The 18,425-nt window shown below is 35.9% G+C and carries 18 protein-coding genes; 7 read left to right on the forward strand and 11 right to left on the reverse strand.

Translation table 11 applies throughout. The annotated features are described in order from the left end of the window. The first annotated feature begins 42 nt into the window (after nt 1–42). From nadD to FN817_RS05415, 3 genes are read left to right on the forward strand one after another with little or no spacing between them, the layout of a single operon-like run. Nucleotides 43–627, forward strand: a complete 585-nt coding sequence (gene nadD / locus FN817_RS05405; protein ID WP_142717085.1) for a nicotinate (nicotinamide) nucleotide adenylyltransferase — start codon at nt 43–45, stop codon at nt 625–627. A 3-nt stretch (nt 628–630) separates the two neighbouring features. After that, a complete protein-coding gene (locus FN817_RS05410) occupies nt 631–1,434 on the forward strand; it encodes a hypothetical protein (protein WP_142717086.1) in 804 nt (267 codons plus the stop codon). Nucleotides 1,435–1,440: 6 nt separating this feature from the next. Beyond that, entirely contained in the window at nt 1,441–1,779 is a 339-nt protein-coding gene (locus FN817_RS05415) for a DUF3817 domain-containing protein (protein WP_142717087.1), read from the forward strand. A gap of 64 nt (nt 1,780–1,843) precedes the next feature. Here FN817_RS05415 and FN817_RS05420 read toward each other — a convergent pair whose 3' ends face one another. Further along, on the reverse strand, nt 1,844–2,056 hold the full coding sequence (locus tag FN817_RS05420; protein ID WP_142717088.1) for a hypothetical protein: 213 nt from the start codon (nt 2,054–2,056) through the stop codon (nt 1,844–1,846). A gap of 257 nt (nt 2,057–2,313) precedes the next feature. Between FN817_RS05420 and FN817_RS05425 the strand changes: the two genes are divergently transcribed. The 3 genes from FN817_RS05425 (at nt 2,314) to FN817_RS05435 (ending at nt 7,823) form a co-directional block, all read left to right on the forward strand. Then, entirely contained in the window at nt 2,314–4,581 is a 2,268-nt protein-coding gene (locus FN817_RS05425) for an outer membrane beta-barrel family protein (RefSeq protein WP_142717089.1), read from the forward strand. A 44-nt stretch (nt 4,582–4,625) separates the two neighbouring features. Beyond that, nucleotides 4,626–6,878, forward strand: a complete 2,253-nt coding sequence (locus tag FN817_RS05430; protein WP_142717090.1) for a TonB-dependent receptor domain-containing protein — start codon at nt 4,626–4,628, stop codon at nt 6,876–6,878. 84 nt (nt 6,879–6,962) lie between these two features. Then, nucleotides 6,963–7,823, forward strand: coding sequence for an alpha/beta hydrolase (locus FN817_RS05435; protein ID WP_142717091.1), 861 nt, complete (start codon nt 6,963–6,965; stop codon nt 7,821–7,823). Between the two features lie 50 nt (nt 7,824–7,873). Here the strand turns inward: FN817_RS05435 and FN817_RS05440 are convergent, their stop codons facing one another. From FN817_RS05440 to FN817_RS05485, 10 genes are all read right to left on the reverse strand, one after another. After that, on the reverse strand, nt 7,874–9,628 hold the full coding sequence (locus tag FN817_RS05440) for a discoidin domain-containing protein (RefSeq protein ID WP_142717092.1): 1,755 nt from the start codon (nt 9,626–9,628) through the stop codon (nt 7,874–7,876). Between the two features lie 27 nt (nt 9,629–9,655). Continuing rightward, nucleotides 9,656–10,681, reverse strand: a complete 1,026-nt coding sequence (locus FN817_RS05445; protein WP_142717093.1) for a hypothetical protein — start codon at nt 10,679–10,681, stop codon at nt 9,656–9,658. Nucleotides 10,682–10,689: 8 nt separating this feature from the next. Next, nucleotides 10,690–12,171, reverse strand: a complete 1,482-nt coding sequence (locus tag FN817_RS05450; protein ID WP_228451488.1) for an NAD(P)/FAD-dependent oxidoreductase — start codon at nt 12,169–12,171, stop codon at nt 10,690–10,692. 82 nt (nt 12,172–12,253) lie between these two features. Beyond that, nucleotides 12,254–13,768, reverse strand: a complete 1,515-nt coding sequence (locus FN817_RS05455; RefSeq protein WP_142717095.1) for a polyamine aminopropyltransferase — start codon at nt 13,766–13,768, stop codon at nt 12,254–12,256. After that, nucleotides 13,761–13,976: a DUF350 domain-containing protein gene (locus tag FN817_RS05460; protein WP_142717096.1), complete on the reverse strand. Its 216-nt coding sequence runs from the start codon at nt 13,974–13,976 to the stop codon at nt 13,761–13,763. The genes FN817_RS05455 and FN817_RS05460 overlap by 8 nt, the downstream gene beginning before the upstream one ends. A gap of 12 nt (nt 13,977–13,988) precedes the next feature. Next, a complete protein-coding gene (locus tag FN817_RS05465; protein ID WP_047422431.1) occupies nt 13,989–14,183 on the reverse strand; it encodes a hypothetical protein in 195 nt (64 codons plus the stop codon). Beyond that, a complete protein-coding gene (locus tag FN817_RS05470) occupies nt 14,173–15,636 on the reverse strand; it encodes a DUF4178 domain-containing protein (RefSeq protein ID WP_142717097.1) in 1,464 nt (487 codons plus the stop codon). The genes FN817_RS05465 and FN817_RS05470 overlap by 11 nt, the downstream gene beginning before the upstream one ends. 2 nt (nt 15,637–15,638) lie before the next feature. Beyond that, nucleotides 15,639–15,998 carry an S-adenosylmethionine decarboxylase family protein gene (locus FN817_RS05475; RefSeq protein ID WP_142717098.1) on the reverse strand — a complete coding sequence of 120 codons (360 nt, stop codon included), beginning with the start codon at nt 15,996–15,998 and terminating at the stop codon, nt 15,639–15,641. Between the two features lie 20 nt (nt 15,999–16,018). Beyond that, nucleotides 16,019–16,942 (reverse strand): citrulline utilization hydrolase CtlX, encoded by a 924-nt coding sequence (ctlX, locus tag FN817_RS05480; RefSeq protein ID WP_047422428.1) that lies wholly within the window; start codon nt 16,940–16,942, stop codon nt 16,019–16,021. Nucleotides 16,943–17,019: 77 nt separating this feature from the next. Then, a complete protein-coding gene (locus FN817_RS05485) occupies nt 17,020–17,934 on the reverse strand; it encodes a dimethylarginine dimethylaminohydrolase family protein (RefSeq protein ID WP_047422426.1) in 915 nt (304 codons plus the stop codon). Between the two features lie 290 nt (nt 17,935–18,224). On the opposite strand from FN817_RS05485, the gene FN817_RS23065 reads away from it, so the two are divergent. Beyond that, nucleotides 18,225–18,389, forward strand: a complete 165-nt coding sequence (locus tag FN817_RS23065; protein ID WP_156121012.1) for a hypothetical protein — start codon at nt 18,225–18,227, stop codon at nt 18,387–18,389. The last annotated feature ends 36 nt before the right edge of the window (nt 18,390–18,425 follow it).

Consider the following 18,425-nt stretch of genomic DNA (forward strand, 5'->3'; position numbering starts at 1 on the left):
ATTCAAAAGTACTGTCACCCGTTATCTACTACCTAACAAACAATGAAAAAAATCGGCTTATTTTTCGGATCATTCAATCCAATTCATATCGGACATCTTATTCTGGCGAATTATATTCTGGAAAATTCTGATATGGATGAGCTTTGGTTTGTAGTGAGCCCACAAAATCCGTTTAAAGACAAAAAATCTTTACTCAATGACCATAACAGATTAGATATGGTACAGCTGGCAGTAAAGAATTACCCCAATATGAGAGCCTCCAATGTGGAATTCTCTCTTCCTAAACCAAGCTACACAATAGATACTCTTACCTATCTTCATGAAAAACACCCTGAATATTCTTTCAGCCTGATTATGGGAGAAGATAATCTGAAGAGTCTTCACAAGTGGAAAAATTCTGATATTCTGATCAAAAATCATCATATCATTGTTTATCCAAGAGTATTTGAAGGAGAAAAAGCAGATTCTGACTATTTACAACATGAAAATATTTCTCTCATCAAGGCGCCGGTTATAGAACTTTCTGCCACTGAAATCCGCACTATGATCAAAGATGGTAAAAATGTAAGACCTATGCTTCCGCCTGAAGTTTTTGAATATTTGGATGGTAGCAGTTTTTATCAATAATCAATGAAACTGTACTTATTTTTATTTTCCGTTTTTTTACAAAGTTGTTTATATGCACAGGAATCAACAGCTTCAAAAAGTGACTCTCTTGCAGAATTAAAGAAAATTATTTTTGCTGAAAGGATAATCTATAATAAAAAGCGCTGCAGTGAAGATTCAATAAGAGCTGTAAAAGCTTCGGAAATTCAAAATAAATATTTTATCAATATTGCTGCTCCCTATGGTGATAAGTTTTTGCCTGGAGAAGAACTCAGAATGATTTTAAAAAAGCATAATATCATTTGGGGCGGAGAATGGATGGGCAGTGATATGGGTGGTTATTCAGGTGAGTGTTATTATTCTGTAATGACTGAATTGACTGAAAAAAAGTTTGGTAAAGATTTTATTGACGGTCTCGTTAAAGAATCTGTAGCCATGTATGTAAAAAAACACCCTGATAAAATCTTTGATAACGATGAGCATTGTGAATGGACTTATAAAGGTAAATATCTCAGTTATACAGATGATAATGATCAGTTAAATAAAGATTTCTTCCATAATTTTATTTATCCGGAAGGTTATGAAAATTACAATCCTTCTTTTCAAAAATACCGTTCAAGCACTGCGATTACAATCATTTTAGATCAAAAAGGAAAGGTTTTGAAGCATCAATTTAGTCATCGTATTTATAATGATCACAATTTGAAATATATCCCTTATTTCGAAAAGGAGATCAATAAGTTTATAAAATACACTAAATTTGAACCTGTAAAATACAGTGGATATCCGGTAAAAAGCGAAACAATTTTTTTTATCTACTATAAATAATTATTCATGGACTTCATCGAAAAATTTTTCTCAAAATATTCTCAGGAAAAAATCATCAAATGGTTTAAACAGATTTGTGTTGCAGAAGCTGTTTCATGTCTTTTACTGTACTGTGTTGCGATGATCTGGATCCGTTATGATGAAAATTTATATTCTATTATCTTCATCAGCGTTATCGGCAGTTTACACGGATTATTTTTTACGCTTTACCTTATACTCTGCCTTCCTGCAAGAAAAATTTATAATTGGGATGATGAAGATTTCGTTTTTGCATTATTATCCGCATTCTTCCCTTTTGCAACAGTTTGGGTAGACAAAAAATTAGCCCGATTCGACAGAGAATAATAAATACTGTATAAAAAAAGGACCTGTTCGGTCCTTTTAATTTTTTAGTTATAACATGTCTTTCTTACATATTCTTCGCTACGTTTGAGTTTTCGGAAGATCTACTACAGTGATTGTAGATCTGTTGTTGCAGGACCATCATGTTCACCCTATCTATTCCGTTGGTAGCGACCAAGCCCCTTGATGCATTTACATATCTGGATTTCGTTACTTTTATATGGTAAAATTTTCTTTTACCGAAGCACAATAATAACACAATCATTGCTATTTTTCTCATTTCTCGTCAAATATTTTTTCAAATTTCAACCTATTTCATTTTATCATGTAACAAAATTGAACTTTAAATTGTCTAATTAAGTAACAAAGTCATTGAAGCTTTAAAATTGATGTAAAATTTTAGTTACTGACAATCAACTACTTAAATAATAACTAAAAACATTTTAAGTACTTTGCATTGCATGATACTAAATTTATTATATATCTTTGTAATGTAAAATAACAAACCATACAAGCTATTAATTAAAAAATAATATCATGAAAACTCAAATTCTTATTGCAGCACTCTTTTTCGGTGGACTTGTAACTGCAGCTGCCCAGCAGAAAAAAGACAGTTTGAAAGTAAATGCTATTGATGCAGTGAATATCAAGAAGCAGGTTTTCAAAAAGCAAGGAGACCGTTTAGTGTACGATGTAGCTTCTTCATCTATTGCTAAAGGAACCAACACCTTTAATCTTTTAAAACAAACTCCTATGATTTCCAGCATAGACGGAAAAACACTGAAGATTTTGGGAAAAAATGATGCGGTGATCTACATCAACAATAAGAAAACAAATATGGATTCTGAAGCATTGATTGAAATGTTGAAATCTACTCCATCAGAGGATATCCAGAAAATTGAAGTGATTACAGTTCCGGGAAGTGAATTCCAGGTTGAATCCAAAGAAGGTGTAATTAATATTGTAATGAAAAAAAGCAAAAACAACGGTTACAACGGAACGTTGAAAATGCAGAATGAGCAAGCTTATTACAACAACCCTAATGCAGGAGCTTCTTTTAATTTCAGACAGGGAAAGTGGTCCGGTAATTCTAACTTCAGAACGGGAAGCTGGACAGACAGACAAAGATATACACTCTCAAACGGAGATCCTACTTTCAGAAATGAATCATACGGGTTTAATGATGATCCCAATAAAAATTTTGGCGGAGGTTTTAACATTGATTATGAGATCAATAAAAAACATAGTCTTGGTTTCTCCTACAACATGAGATATAATAAAAGTTTCAATTCTGTACTGGATATTACCAACTGGCAAAACGGGGGTTTAAATAACAGAACAGTCAATTATGAAGATGCACAAACCAGAAATCATTCTTTCAATTTAAATTATGAAATGAAAACCGATTCTTTGGGAAGCAAGCTAACCTCAAACGTTTCTTACCTGTGGTTCAACAGAGATAAAGTAAGTTTCAATGAAAGTTTTCCTTTAACTAATGATACGATCAACAAGTATTCAGCACTTCATCAATCAGTACCCCAGATCATTAACAACTATGCGGCAAATATCGACTATCTGAAAAAAACAGCTAAAGGCGCAACATGGTTAATGGGAATCAGCTACAACCATACGAATACAGATAATGATACTCAACAGGATAAACTGAAAAACGGAGAATTTATAATAGATCCAAATCAAACCAATCACTTTATTTATAAAGAAAATATACTGGGGATTTATCTGAACTATGAACGTAAACTGACTGAGAAAATATCCGGAAAAATAGGAGCCCGCTACGAAATGACCAGAAGTACCGGAGATATCGTAGACAAAACAGGATTTGAAAGAAATTATAATAACCTGCTTCCTTATTTGAATTTAAATTATGCAATCAATTCTGATCATAATTTGAGTTATACATTTTCCAGCAGAATCAGAAGACCTAGATTCTGGGAACTTAATCCTTCGAGAACATACTTTACCCCAACCAATTATACGCAAAACAATCCATTTATATTGGCTTCCAAATATTACAATCAGGAGCTCAATTATATGTACAAAAATGCATTCTATGCCAATCTTAGTTTTAATATGGTGGAAGATGCTGCTGCTTCAGACCTGATTCCATTACAGGGAACCGTAACCGCTCCCAAAAAAGATTCTAAGGGCAACATCATTTACGATATCAAGGGTAATAAAATCATGGAAACAACAAGATTTCTAAGATATATCAGAACCAATTATGGTAAAAACAGAGAGATTGCTCTGACGCTGGGAATGAACAAGTCATGGTTCAAAGACATATGGACTACCAATTATTCTGTGAACTTAGGGTATGTCACTTATTCAGGCGGGGTATGGGAAGATCCAACCTCTATGCCGGTTCCGGGAGAAACGGAAGTTGTAGATCCTTATATCATTGATGTTAAAAACTACAATATGTCTGCAACGATCAATAACATTATCAGACTTTCATCCAAAAAAGACTGGTTCTTAGGAGTCAATTACTTTTATGCAAGCCAGACAGCAATGGAAGGAGGTATGATAGGGACAAGACAAAGTTTCGATTTTAGTCTGAAAAAAATTGTAGGCGACTGGACTATCGTGGCGGAAGTAAGTGACTTATTTAACCAAAGCTTTTACAGCGTTAAAGGAGTACAGCCTAACGGAAAGTATAATAACATAACCAACTTCAGCTATCCAAGGTTAATGAGCATCGGAGTTACTTACAATTTCGGAAATCAGAAACTGAAAAAAGCAAGGGAGATGAAATCAGCTAATGATGCTGTAAAATCAAGAACTTAATCTATACAACTTATATCACAAAACCACTCTTAAATAAAAACAACATGAAACGTATAATTTTGTCAATGGCTATCGTATTCGGTACTTGTGTATTTGCCCAGGAGAAGAAATCTGATACGGCAAAAACAAAAAATATAGAAGGAGTTACCATTACAAAACAGGTTTTCAAAAAACAAAGTGACCGTTTTGTATATGATGTGGCAGCATCACCAGTAGCTAAAGGAAATACCACTTTTGACCTTCTGAAACAGACTCCACTATTATCTTCTACGGATGATAAAACATTGAAAATCGCAGGGAAAAATAATGCCCTGATCTATATCAACGGAAGAAAAAGCAATATGGATTCTGAATCTCTGGCTCAGTTCCTGAAAAATACTCCGGCAGAAAACATTCAGAAAATTGAAGTGATTACCGTTCCGGGCAGTGAGTATCAGGTTGAATCATCAGATGGGATCATCAATATCGTTTTAAAGAAAAAAATGAGTGACGGTCTCAACGGAAATATGAGGATGTCTAATACAACCAGTAAATACAACGGAAGCCAGGCCAGCTTCTCTGCCAACTACCGAAAAGGAAAGCTGGGAGTAAGCGCCAATCTTAGCGGAGGTGAGAATATAGAGGCACAAACCTACACGTTAAGAAACGGAACTGCCAAGACGTCTAATGAATCTACAGGAGATATTGATGATCCGAACAAAAACATCGGAGGTTATCTGAATATTGACTATCAGCTGAACGACAAAAGCAACCTGGCATTATCATGGAACACATGGGCTAATAAAAGCTATAATTCTACTGTAAATCTTTTCAATACCATTAAGACAGAAGACGGAACAAAATATACATGGTCCAAAAATAAAGAAGATGTAAGATCTTACAACAATTCCGTGAATTTAAATTATGAATTAAAGACCGATTCCTTAGGCAGTAAGCTTAATGTAAATGCGGCTTATCTTAATTATAAAAGATTCCAGTTTACAGATAACAGAACACATATGTCTGATGTGAATATGGGAGTTGGAAAAATGACTACACAGGTGTTCCAGGATCTTCCCCAGATCATTAATAATTTCTCTGGAATGGTAGATTATAACCAGAAATTTAAAAATGACCTGACCATTTCAATAGGAGGAAATTATAACAAAACCAAAACAGACAACGATTCTAAAAACATAACGTATTCTTTTAATCCCATAGAAGCTCCGGATTCAAGACCCAATCATTTTATCTACGATGAAAATATTTATGGTGCTTATCTGACGATAGAAAAGAAACTATCGGATAAAATTTCCGGAAAAATCGGAGCGAGATATGAAATTACCAACAGTCTTGGAACCTCTGACAATGCTCCTACAGATGAACTTAAAAGAATTGAAAGAAATTATAACAACCTTCTTCCCTATTTGAGCTTCAACTACGCCATTAATGATAAAAACAATATTTCTTATTCCTTCTCAAGCAGGATGAGAAGACCGAGCTTCTGGGAAATCAATCCGGTAAGAAACATTTTGACAGATGATAATTATACTCAAAATAACCCATTTGTAAAGGCTTCATCTACTTATAATCAGGAGCTGACTTATATGTACAAAAATTCATACTTCCTGATTTTAAATCATTCCTATATTCAGGATGCTATAACCCAGGTTCCGCTTCAGGGTTATCCGGTATCTCCTGATGGTACGGTGGGTCCCAATCCTGTATTGAGATATATAAGAACCAATTTTGGAAATAAACAGGAAATGTCTGCAATGATAGGTATTCAGAAGTCATTCTTCAAACAATACTGGACAACCAATTTCAATATCGGAGTACAGCATAACATCAACAATGGAAGCCTTGATATTGATCCTACAACAGGAGACCGATTCAGAAATCAGGATGGTAAAGACATAGTATACACCAACAAAACCAATTCTACGAGTCTTTTGATCCAAACCAACAACACGATCCGTCTTGATAAAAAGAAAACATGGTTCTTTGGTGTTAATTATTTCTTCGTAGACAAGCAGCAGATCGAACTTGGATTACTGAAAAGTTTAATGAGCTTAGATCTCAGCATCAAAAAAGTGTGGAACGAATGGACCTTCGCAGTTAATGCCAATGATATTCTTAATACCAATATCGTTAAAATTGAAGACTTCCAGGAGAACGGTAATTATAATTACATTCACCAAAACCGTTACAACAGAAATGTAATGGTAAGCCTTACCTACAATTTCGGAAACCAGAAAGTGAAAAAAGTACGAGACATCGAAGGTGCATCAGATGCTATCAAAAGCAGAACAAGATAAAAGATTATCTTTCTTCATATTCAATTAATTATTCTTTACAGTATCCGCTGATTCTTTTCAGCGGATTTTTTATATTTAATTGCTATGAAAAAAAACATATATATTATTTCGGTTTGCCTAATCCTGTTTTTTCTATGTACTGGCTGTAAAGAAAAAAAGATAGAACTGGGCAAAGATATAAGCTTCGATAAAGAAGAAAATATTCATTATGGAAATAGCCCGGAACAGAGTATGGATCTATATGTTCCCAACAAAAAATATCAGGGTAAAAAAGATGTATTTATCATGATTCATGGTGGAGGCTGGCGCAGTGGAAATAAATCACAATTGACTTTCTTCACGCTTTCTATGATGCAGAGATTTCCTGATCATATTTTCGTCAATATGAACTACAGACTGGCTTCAGCAACTCAGTTTGGACTTCCGAATCAGACTGAGGATATTAAAAAAGTGACTGAGCTATTAGAAAATAAACTAGGTTACAATCCCAGCCTTATTTTATTAGGAAACAGCGCAGGCGGGCATTTGTCTATGTTATATGCCTATCAATTCGATGTTGACAAAAAAGTAAAAGCTGTAATTAATATTGTTGGTCCTGCAGATCTCTCAGACCCGGGTTTCAAAAATTATCAGGAATATTCTTTTGTGGAAAAAAGGCTTGTTGATCCCCGTGTACAGAAATCGGGAACATCACTAATAGATTTCGCAAGTCCTGTAAAATGGATAAAAGAAAACTCCACTCCTACTTTATCTTATTATGGAAACTCGGATTATGTCATACCTTCTACTCAGGAAAAAATCTTAGATTCAATTTTAAATAAAAACCATGTTATCCATGAATCTTATCAGTTCAATGGTGGACATCTGGATTGGGATAAGCAGCCTAATGATGAGCTTCTGATCAATAAAATTGAAGCTTTTCTTAAAAGGCTGACAAAAAAATAACACGTCCTCATATTTCAAAAACGTGTCATTCTTTTATAATTTAATTGTATTTATTCAGATTTTGCAACGGCTGTTCTTTCCGAAACTCCATTGGCATTGAAAGCTTCAATCTGGAAATAGTAAGCATCTGTTCTGTCTGCTCCTGTAAAGAAATATTCATTCTTACCGTATACCATAATGCTTCCGTACAATTTATCAGGAGATTTTCCAAAATAGATTACATAGCCGTCTGCATCAGGATTCTGCTGCCATTTCATCCAGATACTTCTTCTTTCACCATATTTCTTTGGATCAGCTCTTAAAGGTACAAAACCTTCCACTTTTGCAGGCTGTTTCCCGGCACCTTTTCCGAATACCCTGAAACCGCTCAATGCAAATTTTCCTGTAGGCATTTTGAGGTTTTCCATTTTAAGGAAACGGGCTTTTGCAGGCTGCTCCAGTTCTACATAATCATGAGGAACATCTTTTGTGTTTTTGCTTTTATCCACAATTACATTCCATTTTTTACCGTCATTAGAACCGTAGATTTTGTATTGGTGCATTTTCCCTAAAGTTTTCCCCATAAACTCTGCATCCTGATCAGCATAATTGATCTGAATAGCATTGATGGTAGAAACTTCACCAAGATCTGTCTGAAACCATTCCCCGGAATTTCCTGTTTTGGCACTCCAGTAGGTTTTGATATCTTCATCTACGGCATAGTTGGGCTGATAGCCACCTAAAGTAGATGAAACCTGAACCGGTTTGCTATAATTCAGCAGCATCCATCCGGCAAAAAGGCCTTTTGTAAAATCTTTTCCCTGTGCATACTGGGGAAGGTATGTAGGATAATCACCATAAGCCGTATTACAGTACATTACATCATCCTTATCAAAACCTGCCGGCCAGATTCCCAGTCTTCTTTCAAAATTATTTTTAGTGGAAATAAAGATGGTTGAAATGTGCCACCAGTTTTTATAATTGTCTTCAAAAGTAGCTCCATGGCCTGCTCCTCTGGCAAAGCCTCCCGGTTTATAGGAAAACGGATTATGCTGTTGGTATTCGAACCCTTCCAAAGGACTTTTACTTACGTATACTCCATCAGAATATCCACTGAATTCTGTTGCCGGAGCACCATACTGCATATAATATTTTCCGTTGTGCTTGGTCATCCACGCTCCTTCTACAAATGGCTGAAGGAAAACATTATCATTATATTCCCCGAAACGTTCCCATCCGTGGTCTTCTGGTTTTAGTTTAATAATTGGTTTTACGAAACCTTCAGACTGAAGATTTTTCACTTTCACTTCTGTTCCCAGCAATGGCCATTCATTACTTGAACCCCAGTACAGATACAGTTTATTTTTATCTTCATCATAGTGAAATGCCGGATCCCATGCTCCTACTTTTAAAGTATCTACCGCAATTTTCCAATCGTCTTTAGTAGGATTTGTACTTTTCCAGATCGGAAAGTCCTGCTCCCAGGTAGAGCCATAGACATATAAAGTATCTTTCATGGCCCAAACTGCCGGAGCATTAAGGTCATGGATATATTTATTATCTCTGAGAAATTTCCTTTTTACAAACTTCCAGTCCAGCATATCATCACTGTACCAGTATCCTTCCTGATTGGTAGAAAAAAGAAACAGTTTATTCTTAAAATTAACAATCACCGGATCTGCTGTAGCACGGTGTTTTCCCTGTTTTGAAAAAACTTCAAAAGGCGTATAACCATAATCAATATTGATGGGATTACAGAAAGTCTTCTGCTGTGCCCCTGCAATGATTCCGAGAAAAACAGCTAATAACAGAAAGTATTGTCTCATTTTTAGATTTTAAAGATTACCGCAAAGTTAGCTAACTTTTTTTGGTTTTCTCCAAATAAAGCCATCCAGCAGATAATGAGTGAGCTGAGGCATGACTAATAATGGAACCAGAAACTGAAACCATTTTTCTGATAGCATTACATTCAGGGAAAAATGTTCATTCCAAACCAGCGTTTCCCATAAGAATTCTTCTACAAAGGCAAATCCTAAAATAATACCCACAAATAAAAATATCCCGGAAAAAGATTTAAAAACCTGCATTCCATTCAACTTATTATTTTCCTTTTGATGTATTTCCCGGATATAAATCAATGCGATATAAGGAATCCCATGGGAAACCACATTCAGAAAAGTAAAAAGAAGATCATTGTTGAAGTAGACAATTCCGAAATACCAGGAAAGGAAAGTTCCTGTAATCAGCGCTGTTTTGGGAATATTAATTCTTTTGGTTTTAAAAGCTTCAAAAGCAGTTTTAATAATCCAGATAATCAGAATGCTAAAATATATGACTGTGAGTAAACGAGTATAATCCGGAAGATTTTTAAGCCAGTCAAACTCATTACTGACAAACCAGGTAAAGGCACGTGGTGTACTGAACCAGTATAACATAGGATAGATTGTTGCGGAATAAACAGCCACCTCATCTATTTTCTTGCTCCAGTTATTCGGTTCAAAACGGGCATAGATTCTCATAAACCCATATTGCTGTCGTATAAAATGAAAAACTGCAACCAAAGCCAGTACCGACCAGAATGTCAGACTTCCAAATTGAAACAGGACAATTCCCAATATCCAGCTTACGGCAGGAATACCTAGATAAAGCAGCTTATTCTTCTGTACTTCTCCTTTTACAAAATAGGTTTTGAACAGTGTAGAATAAACGTGGGCTACATCCACGAAAACAATCAGGAAAAGCCATGTGTAAAAGGAATAATGATTTTCCAGTCCCTGAATCTGTTTCTGAAAGAGAAAGATAATCAGCAATACCACAAAAGGCGGTGATAAAATAAACCACCAGTCTGTTTTTGCATTATGTATCCACGGCTGTTTCATATATTATTTTAAATCATTCGTTCTGCAGTCCGGATTCCCTGATAAAAAGCTTCTTCAAAAATAGATATTCCTGACAGATCGGAATGGGCAAAGAAAATTTTATCTTCAATAGGTTCTTTTGCCATTTGGGTTTTTTCTCCAAAAATCTGATCAGGAACCGGAGCAATCATGGCATGCCCTATTTTATGAAACTGCATTTCCAGAATAAAATCCTCTATCAAAGGGTGTGCTTCCTTCAGATCATCCAAAACTAAAGTTTTCAGTTCAGCATCTTTCATGGCATACAGCTTTTTCCTTGCTTTCCTACAGTCTCCGGTTGAAAAGCTCTTATAATGGGTAATCACTTTTTCACCCATAATCTGGTTCAAATTCTGATGCTGATCAAAAATATAGCCCAATCCGGAAGATCCATAGATCACATTATCCCAGGCCAACTCTTCATCCCCTCCGAATTCATTCTTCAGGGTAATGGTTGTTAAAAGCCAGGGGACATAGTTGAATGAAGCCGCTTTTTGGTGATTGAAAATCCTTTCGTTTACAAACTGTGGTGATGCAAACAGTACTTTATCTGCAATGATCTTCTTTGTTTTTTTCTGGGTATTATCAAAACTAAGGACCTCAACTTTATCATTAATTTTCACATCAAAAACCAGATTTCCGGACTTATACTTTCCTTCTGTATATTTTGAAAAATGTTTTGTCAATCTTGCATTTCCTTCGGGCCATGTGAAGACCTGATCTTTATATTTCGTGCTCCAATTGTTCTTTCTACCTGCGAAATAATGAATTCCTGCCCAAGCAGAAACGTAATCTATTCCTAATCCGAAATCGTCTCTGCAGGAATAATCCAGCAGCCAAAGGAGTTCTTCGGAGTGGTAATTATTTTCTTTGAGCCAGTCTTTAAAAATGACCTTTTCAAGCTTCAAAACCTCATCGTCTTTGCTGGAATCATGTACAGGAATGGCAAACCAGTATTTTCCCTCTGCATCTTTCTTTACACGAAATTCATCCATCAATTTAAAAAAACGGTTGAGCTCTTGCTGGGTTTCGGATGAAATTCCTCTTTGTGGAACAATATCGTTCTGCCAGGAGTTTTTATAGAACAGTCTTTCCTGCTGTGGGAAAGTCATTTGGTATTCATCAAGAATAGGCTCTCCGTTATCCTCGATTCCTAAACAGATTCCGCATTCTTTCAGGAACTCAATAATTTCTATATTTTCTTTGTTCGGCAACGGTAAATAATGAGCCCCTAAGGGGAATTTTGAGAATGTATTCTGTCCGTTGGAAGAATTTCCTCCCAAATGGTTTTCCATTTCAAGGAGAAGATAATCCTGCTCATGATGCTGACTGAAGAACCTGCATGCTGAAAGTCCGGAAATTCCACCACCCACAACAAGATATCGGGTGTGGATAACTTCTGAAAACTGTGGAAAATCTTTTGCCCATAGCCGATGCCCTAAAACATGGTTTGTACCCGTGATCTTCAGCAATAATGATTTTATCTTCTTTTCACAATACTGTAGCAAAGGAAGCATAAGGCCACCTAAAAATATAGTTTTGAGAAAATCCTTTCTACTGTACTTTTCCCCACTCTTCATCGAAATAACGAACTAGTATCTGGTTATCCAGACGGTTAACTTCTACTTCTTTCACCTTCATATCTTTATTGAAATAAGACATCTGTAAAAAGTTGTAATCATAAAATTTTAAACCCGGAAGTTTTCTGTAGATTCTGTTGTTGACAGGTTCAAACGAAGCCATAGAAAATCCCCATTCTCCGAAAGACGGAACATAAGTGTGATACGCTGCTGTGAAAGGAAAAATCTGATTGATCGTTTTTTCTATACACCAGAAAGATTTAGGCGCGAAATACGGAGAGGTGGTCTGAACTACAATCTTTGTATCAAGGGTAGTCAGTCTCTCCAATTCTTTATAAAACTGCAGGGAGTATAGTTTTCCTAAGCTGTAATTGGATGGATCCGGAAAGTCTATGATGATGACATCAAACTTTTTTTTGTTCTCTTTTACCCAAATGTAAGCGTCTTTATTAATGACCTCCACTTTAGGATTGGAGAAAGAGCCCTGATTCAGCCTGCGCATGGTTTCATTGGTCTTAAAAAACTGTGTCATTTCTCCATCAAGATCTACCAGTGTAATTTTTTTAACGTCTTTATATTTTAATACTTCTCTTGCAGCAAAACCGTCACCACCTCCCAGAATCAGAACGTTATCAATCTTTTTCGCCATGGACATTGCGGGATGTACTAAAGCTTCATGATAACGGTATTCGTCAGTGGAAGAAAACTGTAAGTTATTATTCAAATACAAGCGAAATTCATGAGTATTTCGTGTCAAAACAATCCTTTGGTAAGGAGAACTTTTAGTATAGACTACATTTTCACCATATAATTTTTCCTCAGAATAAGACAAAATAGTATCAGAGAAAATAAAAAGTCCTACCAATACAATAAATGCTGAAATTGATTTTACTTTTAATGAAAATGGCTTTGACAGTTCTCTTTTAAGGTAATAGCATAAAAATATAGCAATCGAAATATTAATAAGTCCGAAAAACAAAGGTGTCTTTACAATTCCCAGCTTCGGAATCAAAACCAGCGGAAATAGAATGGATGCCAGCAAAGCCCCGATATAATCGAAGGCAAAGACATTGGAAACCAAATCTTTAAACTGTACCCTATCTTTCAGAATATTCATTAAAAGTGGAATTTCCACTCCAACGAGACACCCTGTGAAAAAGACAAAAAGGTAGAGAACGCTTTCAAAATGTGCGAGTGTATTAAACAAAGTAAAAAGCACAACAGAGCTGATTCCGCCTACGATTCCTACCAGGATCTCAATCTCAATAAACTTATCGATCAGGTTTCCTTTGATGAATTTCGCAAAATAGGAACCTACTCCCATTGAAAATAAATACACCCCGATAATAAAGGAAAACTGCTTTACAGAGTCTCCTAAAAGATAGCTCGCCAGGGCTCCGGCTACCAGTTCATAAATCAATCCACATGTAGCAATGACGAATACTGAAAACAATAAAAGCAGCTCAAGAGGAATCCTCTTCTTATCCATGAATTGCAGCGCTTATAATCATTGAAATTCCGATAATAAATGCCGCAAAGACAATAGCAATTGCTATATTTTTGTTCTGGGCGATCTCATGCCATGTTTTTTCAGGAGTAATTTTTTCAATAATGAAATAACATGCAAGCAAAATGGCGATTCCTAAAAATGAATAAAGAATCGAGTTTAATATGGGTAATAAATTGATGTTGTCCATAGTTTTATATTTTTATTTGTGATAGTATCTGTAGAACCCTACTCTGGAATGGCTTCTTGTGGTTCCGTCGCGGTATGTTTCCGTCTTGGCACAGTCGCAGACCTGATTTCCCTGATAGGTAAGATATACAAACCAGGTCAGGCAGAATCCTCCGATCAGGCAGAGGATCCAGTTTTGTCTTATGTAATTGGTTATATTAGTTATCATTTGCAGGATAAGGTGAGTTTGAACTATTCTTCCATTTATTTACATTAAAATAATGTTTTCCTATCCACATCGCAACAAACAGAACAATCATGATGAATAAAATAATTACGAAGTTCCAGAATGAGACGGGAAGCCAGGTTGCTTTAAGCTGTACATAGGTATTACTTGAAATTGGATCTGTAGTGAGTCTAAGTGCTTCAGTATTAATCAGCGAGTCCAGCTTTTGAGTTCCAAACGATGCTTTGGCAAGCCTGATTACTTCCGAGGTATCTTTTTCCAGTGTCTGTCCGTCTGTAAAAGTTTTGGTCTGCACCTTGAATATATCAGTAATCTCAATGATTCCTGATTTATCCCGTGATATCATAACCTTTGAATCAGGCGATGTAAGACCTGAAAATGAAGGTAAGCCTCCTTCTTTTTCGGCTGAAATAATGAAGTGATATTTTCCGGAGCCTACTCCACAGAGATTAAAATCTTCGGACTGACTTCCTTCTGACCAGCTTTCTCCATCTTCGTAACCATGATATTGTTCGATGTCTTTGGAGGTATAGATAATTTCATTGGTCTTTTCATTTACAAGACTCAACTGGATATTTGCCCAGGAATTATCAACTCCTGAAAATGCATTAACCTTTAATGGTGCTGAGCCTCCTGAAAGGATAAAACTTTTACTGACCAGCTCCTTATCTTTTACATCCGTAAAATTGATGGTCTCCGCAAAAACGGTTTCGTTGGTTCTTGACGTATAAACATACAGCTGAAGCAGGCATATCAATAACGCTGCTATACAAAAAATGTTTATTGCCTGTCTGATATCAAAATAATAAGGCTGAACAATCCCAATTCCTGTATAATAGGGCATATGAGCTATTTTAAAAGCTCTTTTAACCTCATATTTTGAAATGTGAACTCCATAGAAGTATTGATTTTTTTTACCCACCGTCTCCTGTGAGATCATACGGGTTCCGTTGACGTATTCCTGGTAAGTAGCAAGATTGAAATCCAGATGCTCATCAAAAAATCCGGCAGCCGCATAGATGCTGCATGGAGTGTTTTCATACCAGCGGTAATTTCTTCCTTGATAAGTTTTTACTTTTGAACTTTTACCTTTAAAATCATCGGGATGTATGGTCACCAGAAAAACCCAGTGCCCGTCACTTTCACTCAGGAAAGCATCACCTCCTTTGCTGTCTTTTAAAGAATATTCCCGCCAGAAAATACTGTTTCCGTATCTTTTGACAATAATTGCAACGACTGTATATTCTATGCCGTCAATTTCCCCTTTCTGTCCGACGTCCAAGACAACGTTTTCTGTCGGTATTTTCAAATGTTTAGTCTTTTTATTTCCGGCTACATCAATGAGATAAGAGCAGGTTTGACAAACATATTCTTCAACAGGAAAGGTGAGATCTAATGTATTTTCTGATTCGCATGCTGGGCAGACATAGTGCATTTTTATCTGTAAATTTTGTGTTTCTGAATGGTATTAGCTTTAAAATACTGAACCACTTCATCTGCAATCTGTTCTACTTTTGTGGTATTGTCCTGTGTATAATTGCAAAGGAAAACATCAAAAGTAAGCTGTTTAAATTCCGGCCACGTGTGGATACAAAGGTGAGACTCTTTAAGGATCACTGCGGAAGTAAAGCTGTCATTCTCAAAAATATGATTGGTTACTCCTACAATTTCTACCTCTTTGGTTTTCAGAATTTCTTCTATAAATGCCAGAAAGCCTTTGCTGTCTAATAACAAATCTTCTGACTCCGTTTCCAAAGTCAGAAGAATATGTAAACCTTTACTTGATAATGGGTTCAATTAATTTTTTCGTAAATATATTATTTTTTTGGAAGAAAAACCTCAGCAAGCATACATCTTGCACTTCCTCCTCCATTTACTTCAATGGTATTAAGGTCTGAATAGATAATTTCGCAGTATTTTTCAATAGCAGCTACTTGTTCTGTAGTTAAAGACTGGTAAGCGGTCTGGCTCATCACCAGGAATTTCTCTCCGTCTTTATTCTGAACCTGAAGCATATTGCCTGCAAACTGTTGCATCTGCTCTTCTGAAATTTCGATGATTTCTTTTCCGGAACCTTTTATAGTTTCTACTACTTTTTCTCTTTCCAGCTCATCATCAATACAATCAAGACAGATTACGACAAATTTATCTGCCACACACATCATAACGTTGGTGTGATAGATAGGAAGTCTTTCTGTTCCTACCGTCTGGAATGAATGGAACACAACCGGAGTAAATCCGAATTTTGCACAGAATTCTCTGAACAGTTTTTCATCCAGTCTCAAAGAAACAGAGCCGTAAGCAATTTTGTTATCGTGATCGAAAATCATACTTCCTGTTCCTTCCAGGAAATGCCCCTGAGTTTCAGGAAAAGACCAGTCATCAATTTCAGCAACTTCAAAGCCCTGATCTTTGATGCTTTCAATAATATCGTCTCTTCTTTCTACTCTTCTGTTGGAAGCGAACATGGGATATAAAACCACCTTTCCGTCTTTATGGAAACTTACCCAGTTATTCGGGAAAATAGAATCCGGAGTATGAGGATCTAAAGTATCTTTTATAGTGATCACATTGATTCCTTTTCCTCTCAGCTTTCCAACAAAGGTGTTGAACTCAGCCAAAGCTTTTGACTGGATATCAGAACCCGTCTGTTCTACCTGAAAGTAATTGTTTTTTGCTGTCTCAGCGTTGTAACCGAATGCAATCGGTTCTATCATTAATACTGTATCTGTTGTTTGCATTGTTTTTGATTTAAAAAATTAAAAGATTGAAAGACTACAACTCTCCCACTCTCAAACCCTAAAACACTCCTACCCAATTATTCTCTCACAAGCGGCATTGTAGAGCATCTCAACAAACCACCCATTTTAGAGATTTCTCTGTAAGGGATTTCTTCAACGGTCATTCCCCATACATTTCTCAAATGGTCATTCATTCTTGTGAATGCTTTGTCTGAAACTACTACATCAGGAGCAATTGAGAAGATATTAGGGAACATTTCAAACATTTCTTCATCATTGATATGGAAACAGTTTTCTTCTCCGAAAATATCGATGATCAAGCGGTAATCACTTTCATCTACGAATCCGTTTTTATAAATGATACATTTGTCTTCTCCTACCGGATTAAATGTACAATCCAAATGCAGGATACCTTCAAACGGAACTTTATCATTTTTCTTCAGTTCCAGGTCAATAATTCTTTTCTTTGGAAAATATTCTTTTAAGATTTCAATGGCATATTCGTTTGTTCTTGCCGTCTTATAGTTTCTGTAATCTTCGCTGAAGCAGGTTCCAATGAAAAGGAAATCATTCCATACGATCACATCTCCTCCTTCAATATGAGCTGTTTCCGGAAGGTTGATGATCTTTCTCCATGCTACTTTCTCAAAAACGCTTTTGTATGCTTCCTGCTCGTCTGCTCTGTCCGCAATCACATTGGAAATGATCATCTTATCGTCAATCACAAAGGCCACATCTCTAGAGAAAACCTGGTTGTAATCTTTGATGATACTTGGACGCAGTACTTCAACGTCATACTTTTTTAAAACTGCTTCAAAAGCGTTCATTTCATTAATAATATCCTCTTCTTTAGGATAAATATTGTGTTCGATTGAGTAATATGACTTTGCGTCATAACTTTCCTCTAGTGTGGGAACTGCTCCCAGTGAATTAGGCTGGCCTAGAACTACTGACTTCAGCCTACCCGTTTCGTTTTTAATGTTTAGTCTCATAAAGATTTATGCAATACTACAAATATAAGTAAAGGTCTCTACCTGTAAAACTTTTGGATTATTTTATGCATTAAATTTGACCTCCGAAATCAGCACCCTTCAACAAAATTTCCTTGTCTGTAAAGCCAACTGTAGTGAATAGTTCCAAAAACATCTACAACTTACTATTTTCCATCTACATAAGAACAAAAAAACAGATAATCATATTATTTAATTTCCTATATTAGTGATATAATTTTCGCGAAATTATATTTCTTAAAACTTAACTATTAACACCAAAAATCAAAGTTATGAACAAGAACAATCCGGTGCTGAAAAATGCACAAAAATTAGGAAGAGAACAACAGAAATCCGTAATGGGAGGTGCACCAATCTCAACAGGCAGAAGATGCTGCGAGTGGGATGATGCAGGAAATTGTTATATCTGGACATGCGACAGATGTCAATGCCCATAATAAAAAAACGAAAGCCTGCTTTTTCAAGCAGGCTTT

Source organism: Chryseobacterium rhizoplanae (assembly GCF_900182655.1).
Classification (GTDB): domain Bacteria; phylum Bacteroidota; class Bacteroidia; order Flavobacteriales; family Weeksellaceae; genus Chryseobacterium; species Chryseobacterium rhizoplanae.

Excerpts from the sequence above, each read along its gene's own strand:
- nadD (WP_142717085.1), top strand. The coding sequence starts at position 43 with ATGAAAAAAATCGGCTTATTTTTCGGATCATTCAATCCAATTCATATC.
- FN817_RS05410 (WP_142717086.1), top strand. The coding sequence starts at position 631 with ATGAAACTGTACTTATTTTTATTTTCCGTTTTTTTACAAAGTTGTTTA.
- FN817_RS05415 (WP_142717087.1), top strand. The coding sequence starts at position 1,441 with ATGGACTTCATCGAAAAATTTTTCTCAAAATATTCTCAGGAAAAAATC.
- FN817_RS05420 (WP_142717088.1), bottom strand. The coding sequence starts at position 2,056 with ATGAGAAAAATAGCAATGATTGTGTTATTATTGTGCTTCGGTAAAAGA.
- FN817_RS05425 (WP_142717089.1), top strand. The coding sequence starts at position 2,314 with ATGAAAACTCAAATTCTTATTGCAGCACTCTTTTTCGGTGGACTTGTA.
- FN817_RS05430 (WP_142717090.1), top strand. The coding sequence starts at position 4,626 with ATGAAACGTATAATTTTGTCAATGGCTATCGTATTCGGTACTTGTGTA.
- FN817_RS05435 (WP_142717091.1), top strand. The coding sequence starts at position 6,963 with ATGAAAAAAAACATATATATTATTTCGGTTTGCCTAATCCTGTTTTTT.
- FN817_RS05440 (WP_142717092.1), bottom strand. The coding sequence starts at position 9,628 with ATGAGACAATACTTTCTGTTATTAGCTGTTTTTCTCGGAATCATTGCA.
- FN817_RS05445 (WP_142717093.1), bottom strand. The coding sequence starts at position 10,681 with ATGAAACAGCCGTGGATACATAATGCAAAAACAGACTGGTGGTTTATT.
- FN817_RS05455 (WP_142717095.1), bottom strand. The coding sequence starts at position 13,768 with ATGGATAAGAAGAGGATTCCTCTTGAGCTGCTTTTATTGTTTTCAGTA.
- FN817_RS05460 (WP_142717096.1), bottom strand. The coding sequence starts at position 13,976 with ATGGACAACATCAATTTATTACCCATATTAAACTCGATTCTTTATTCA.
- FN817_RS05465 (WP_047422431.1), bottom strand. The coding sequence starts at position 14,183 with ATGATAACTAATATAACCAATTACATAAGACAAAACTGGATCCTCTGC.
- FN817_RS05470 (WP_142717097.1), bottom strand. The coding sequence starts at position 15,636 with ATGCACTATGTCTGCCCAGCATGCGAATCAGAAAATACATTAGATCTC.
- ctlX (WP_047422428.1), bottom strand. The coding sequence starts at position 16,942 with ATGCAAACAACAGATACAGTATTAATGATAGAACCGATTGCATTCGGT.
- FN817_RS05485 (WP_047422426.1), bottom strand. The coding sequence starts at position 17,934 with ATGAGACTAAACATTAAAAACGAAACGGGTAGGCTGAAGTCAGTAGTT.
- FN817_RS23065 (WP_156121012.1), top strand. The coding sequence starts at position 18,225 with ATGAACAAGAACAATCCGGTGCTGAAAAATGCACAAAAATTAGGAAGA.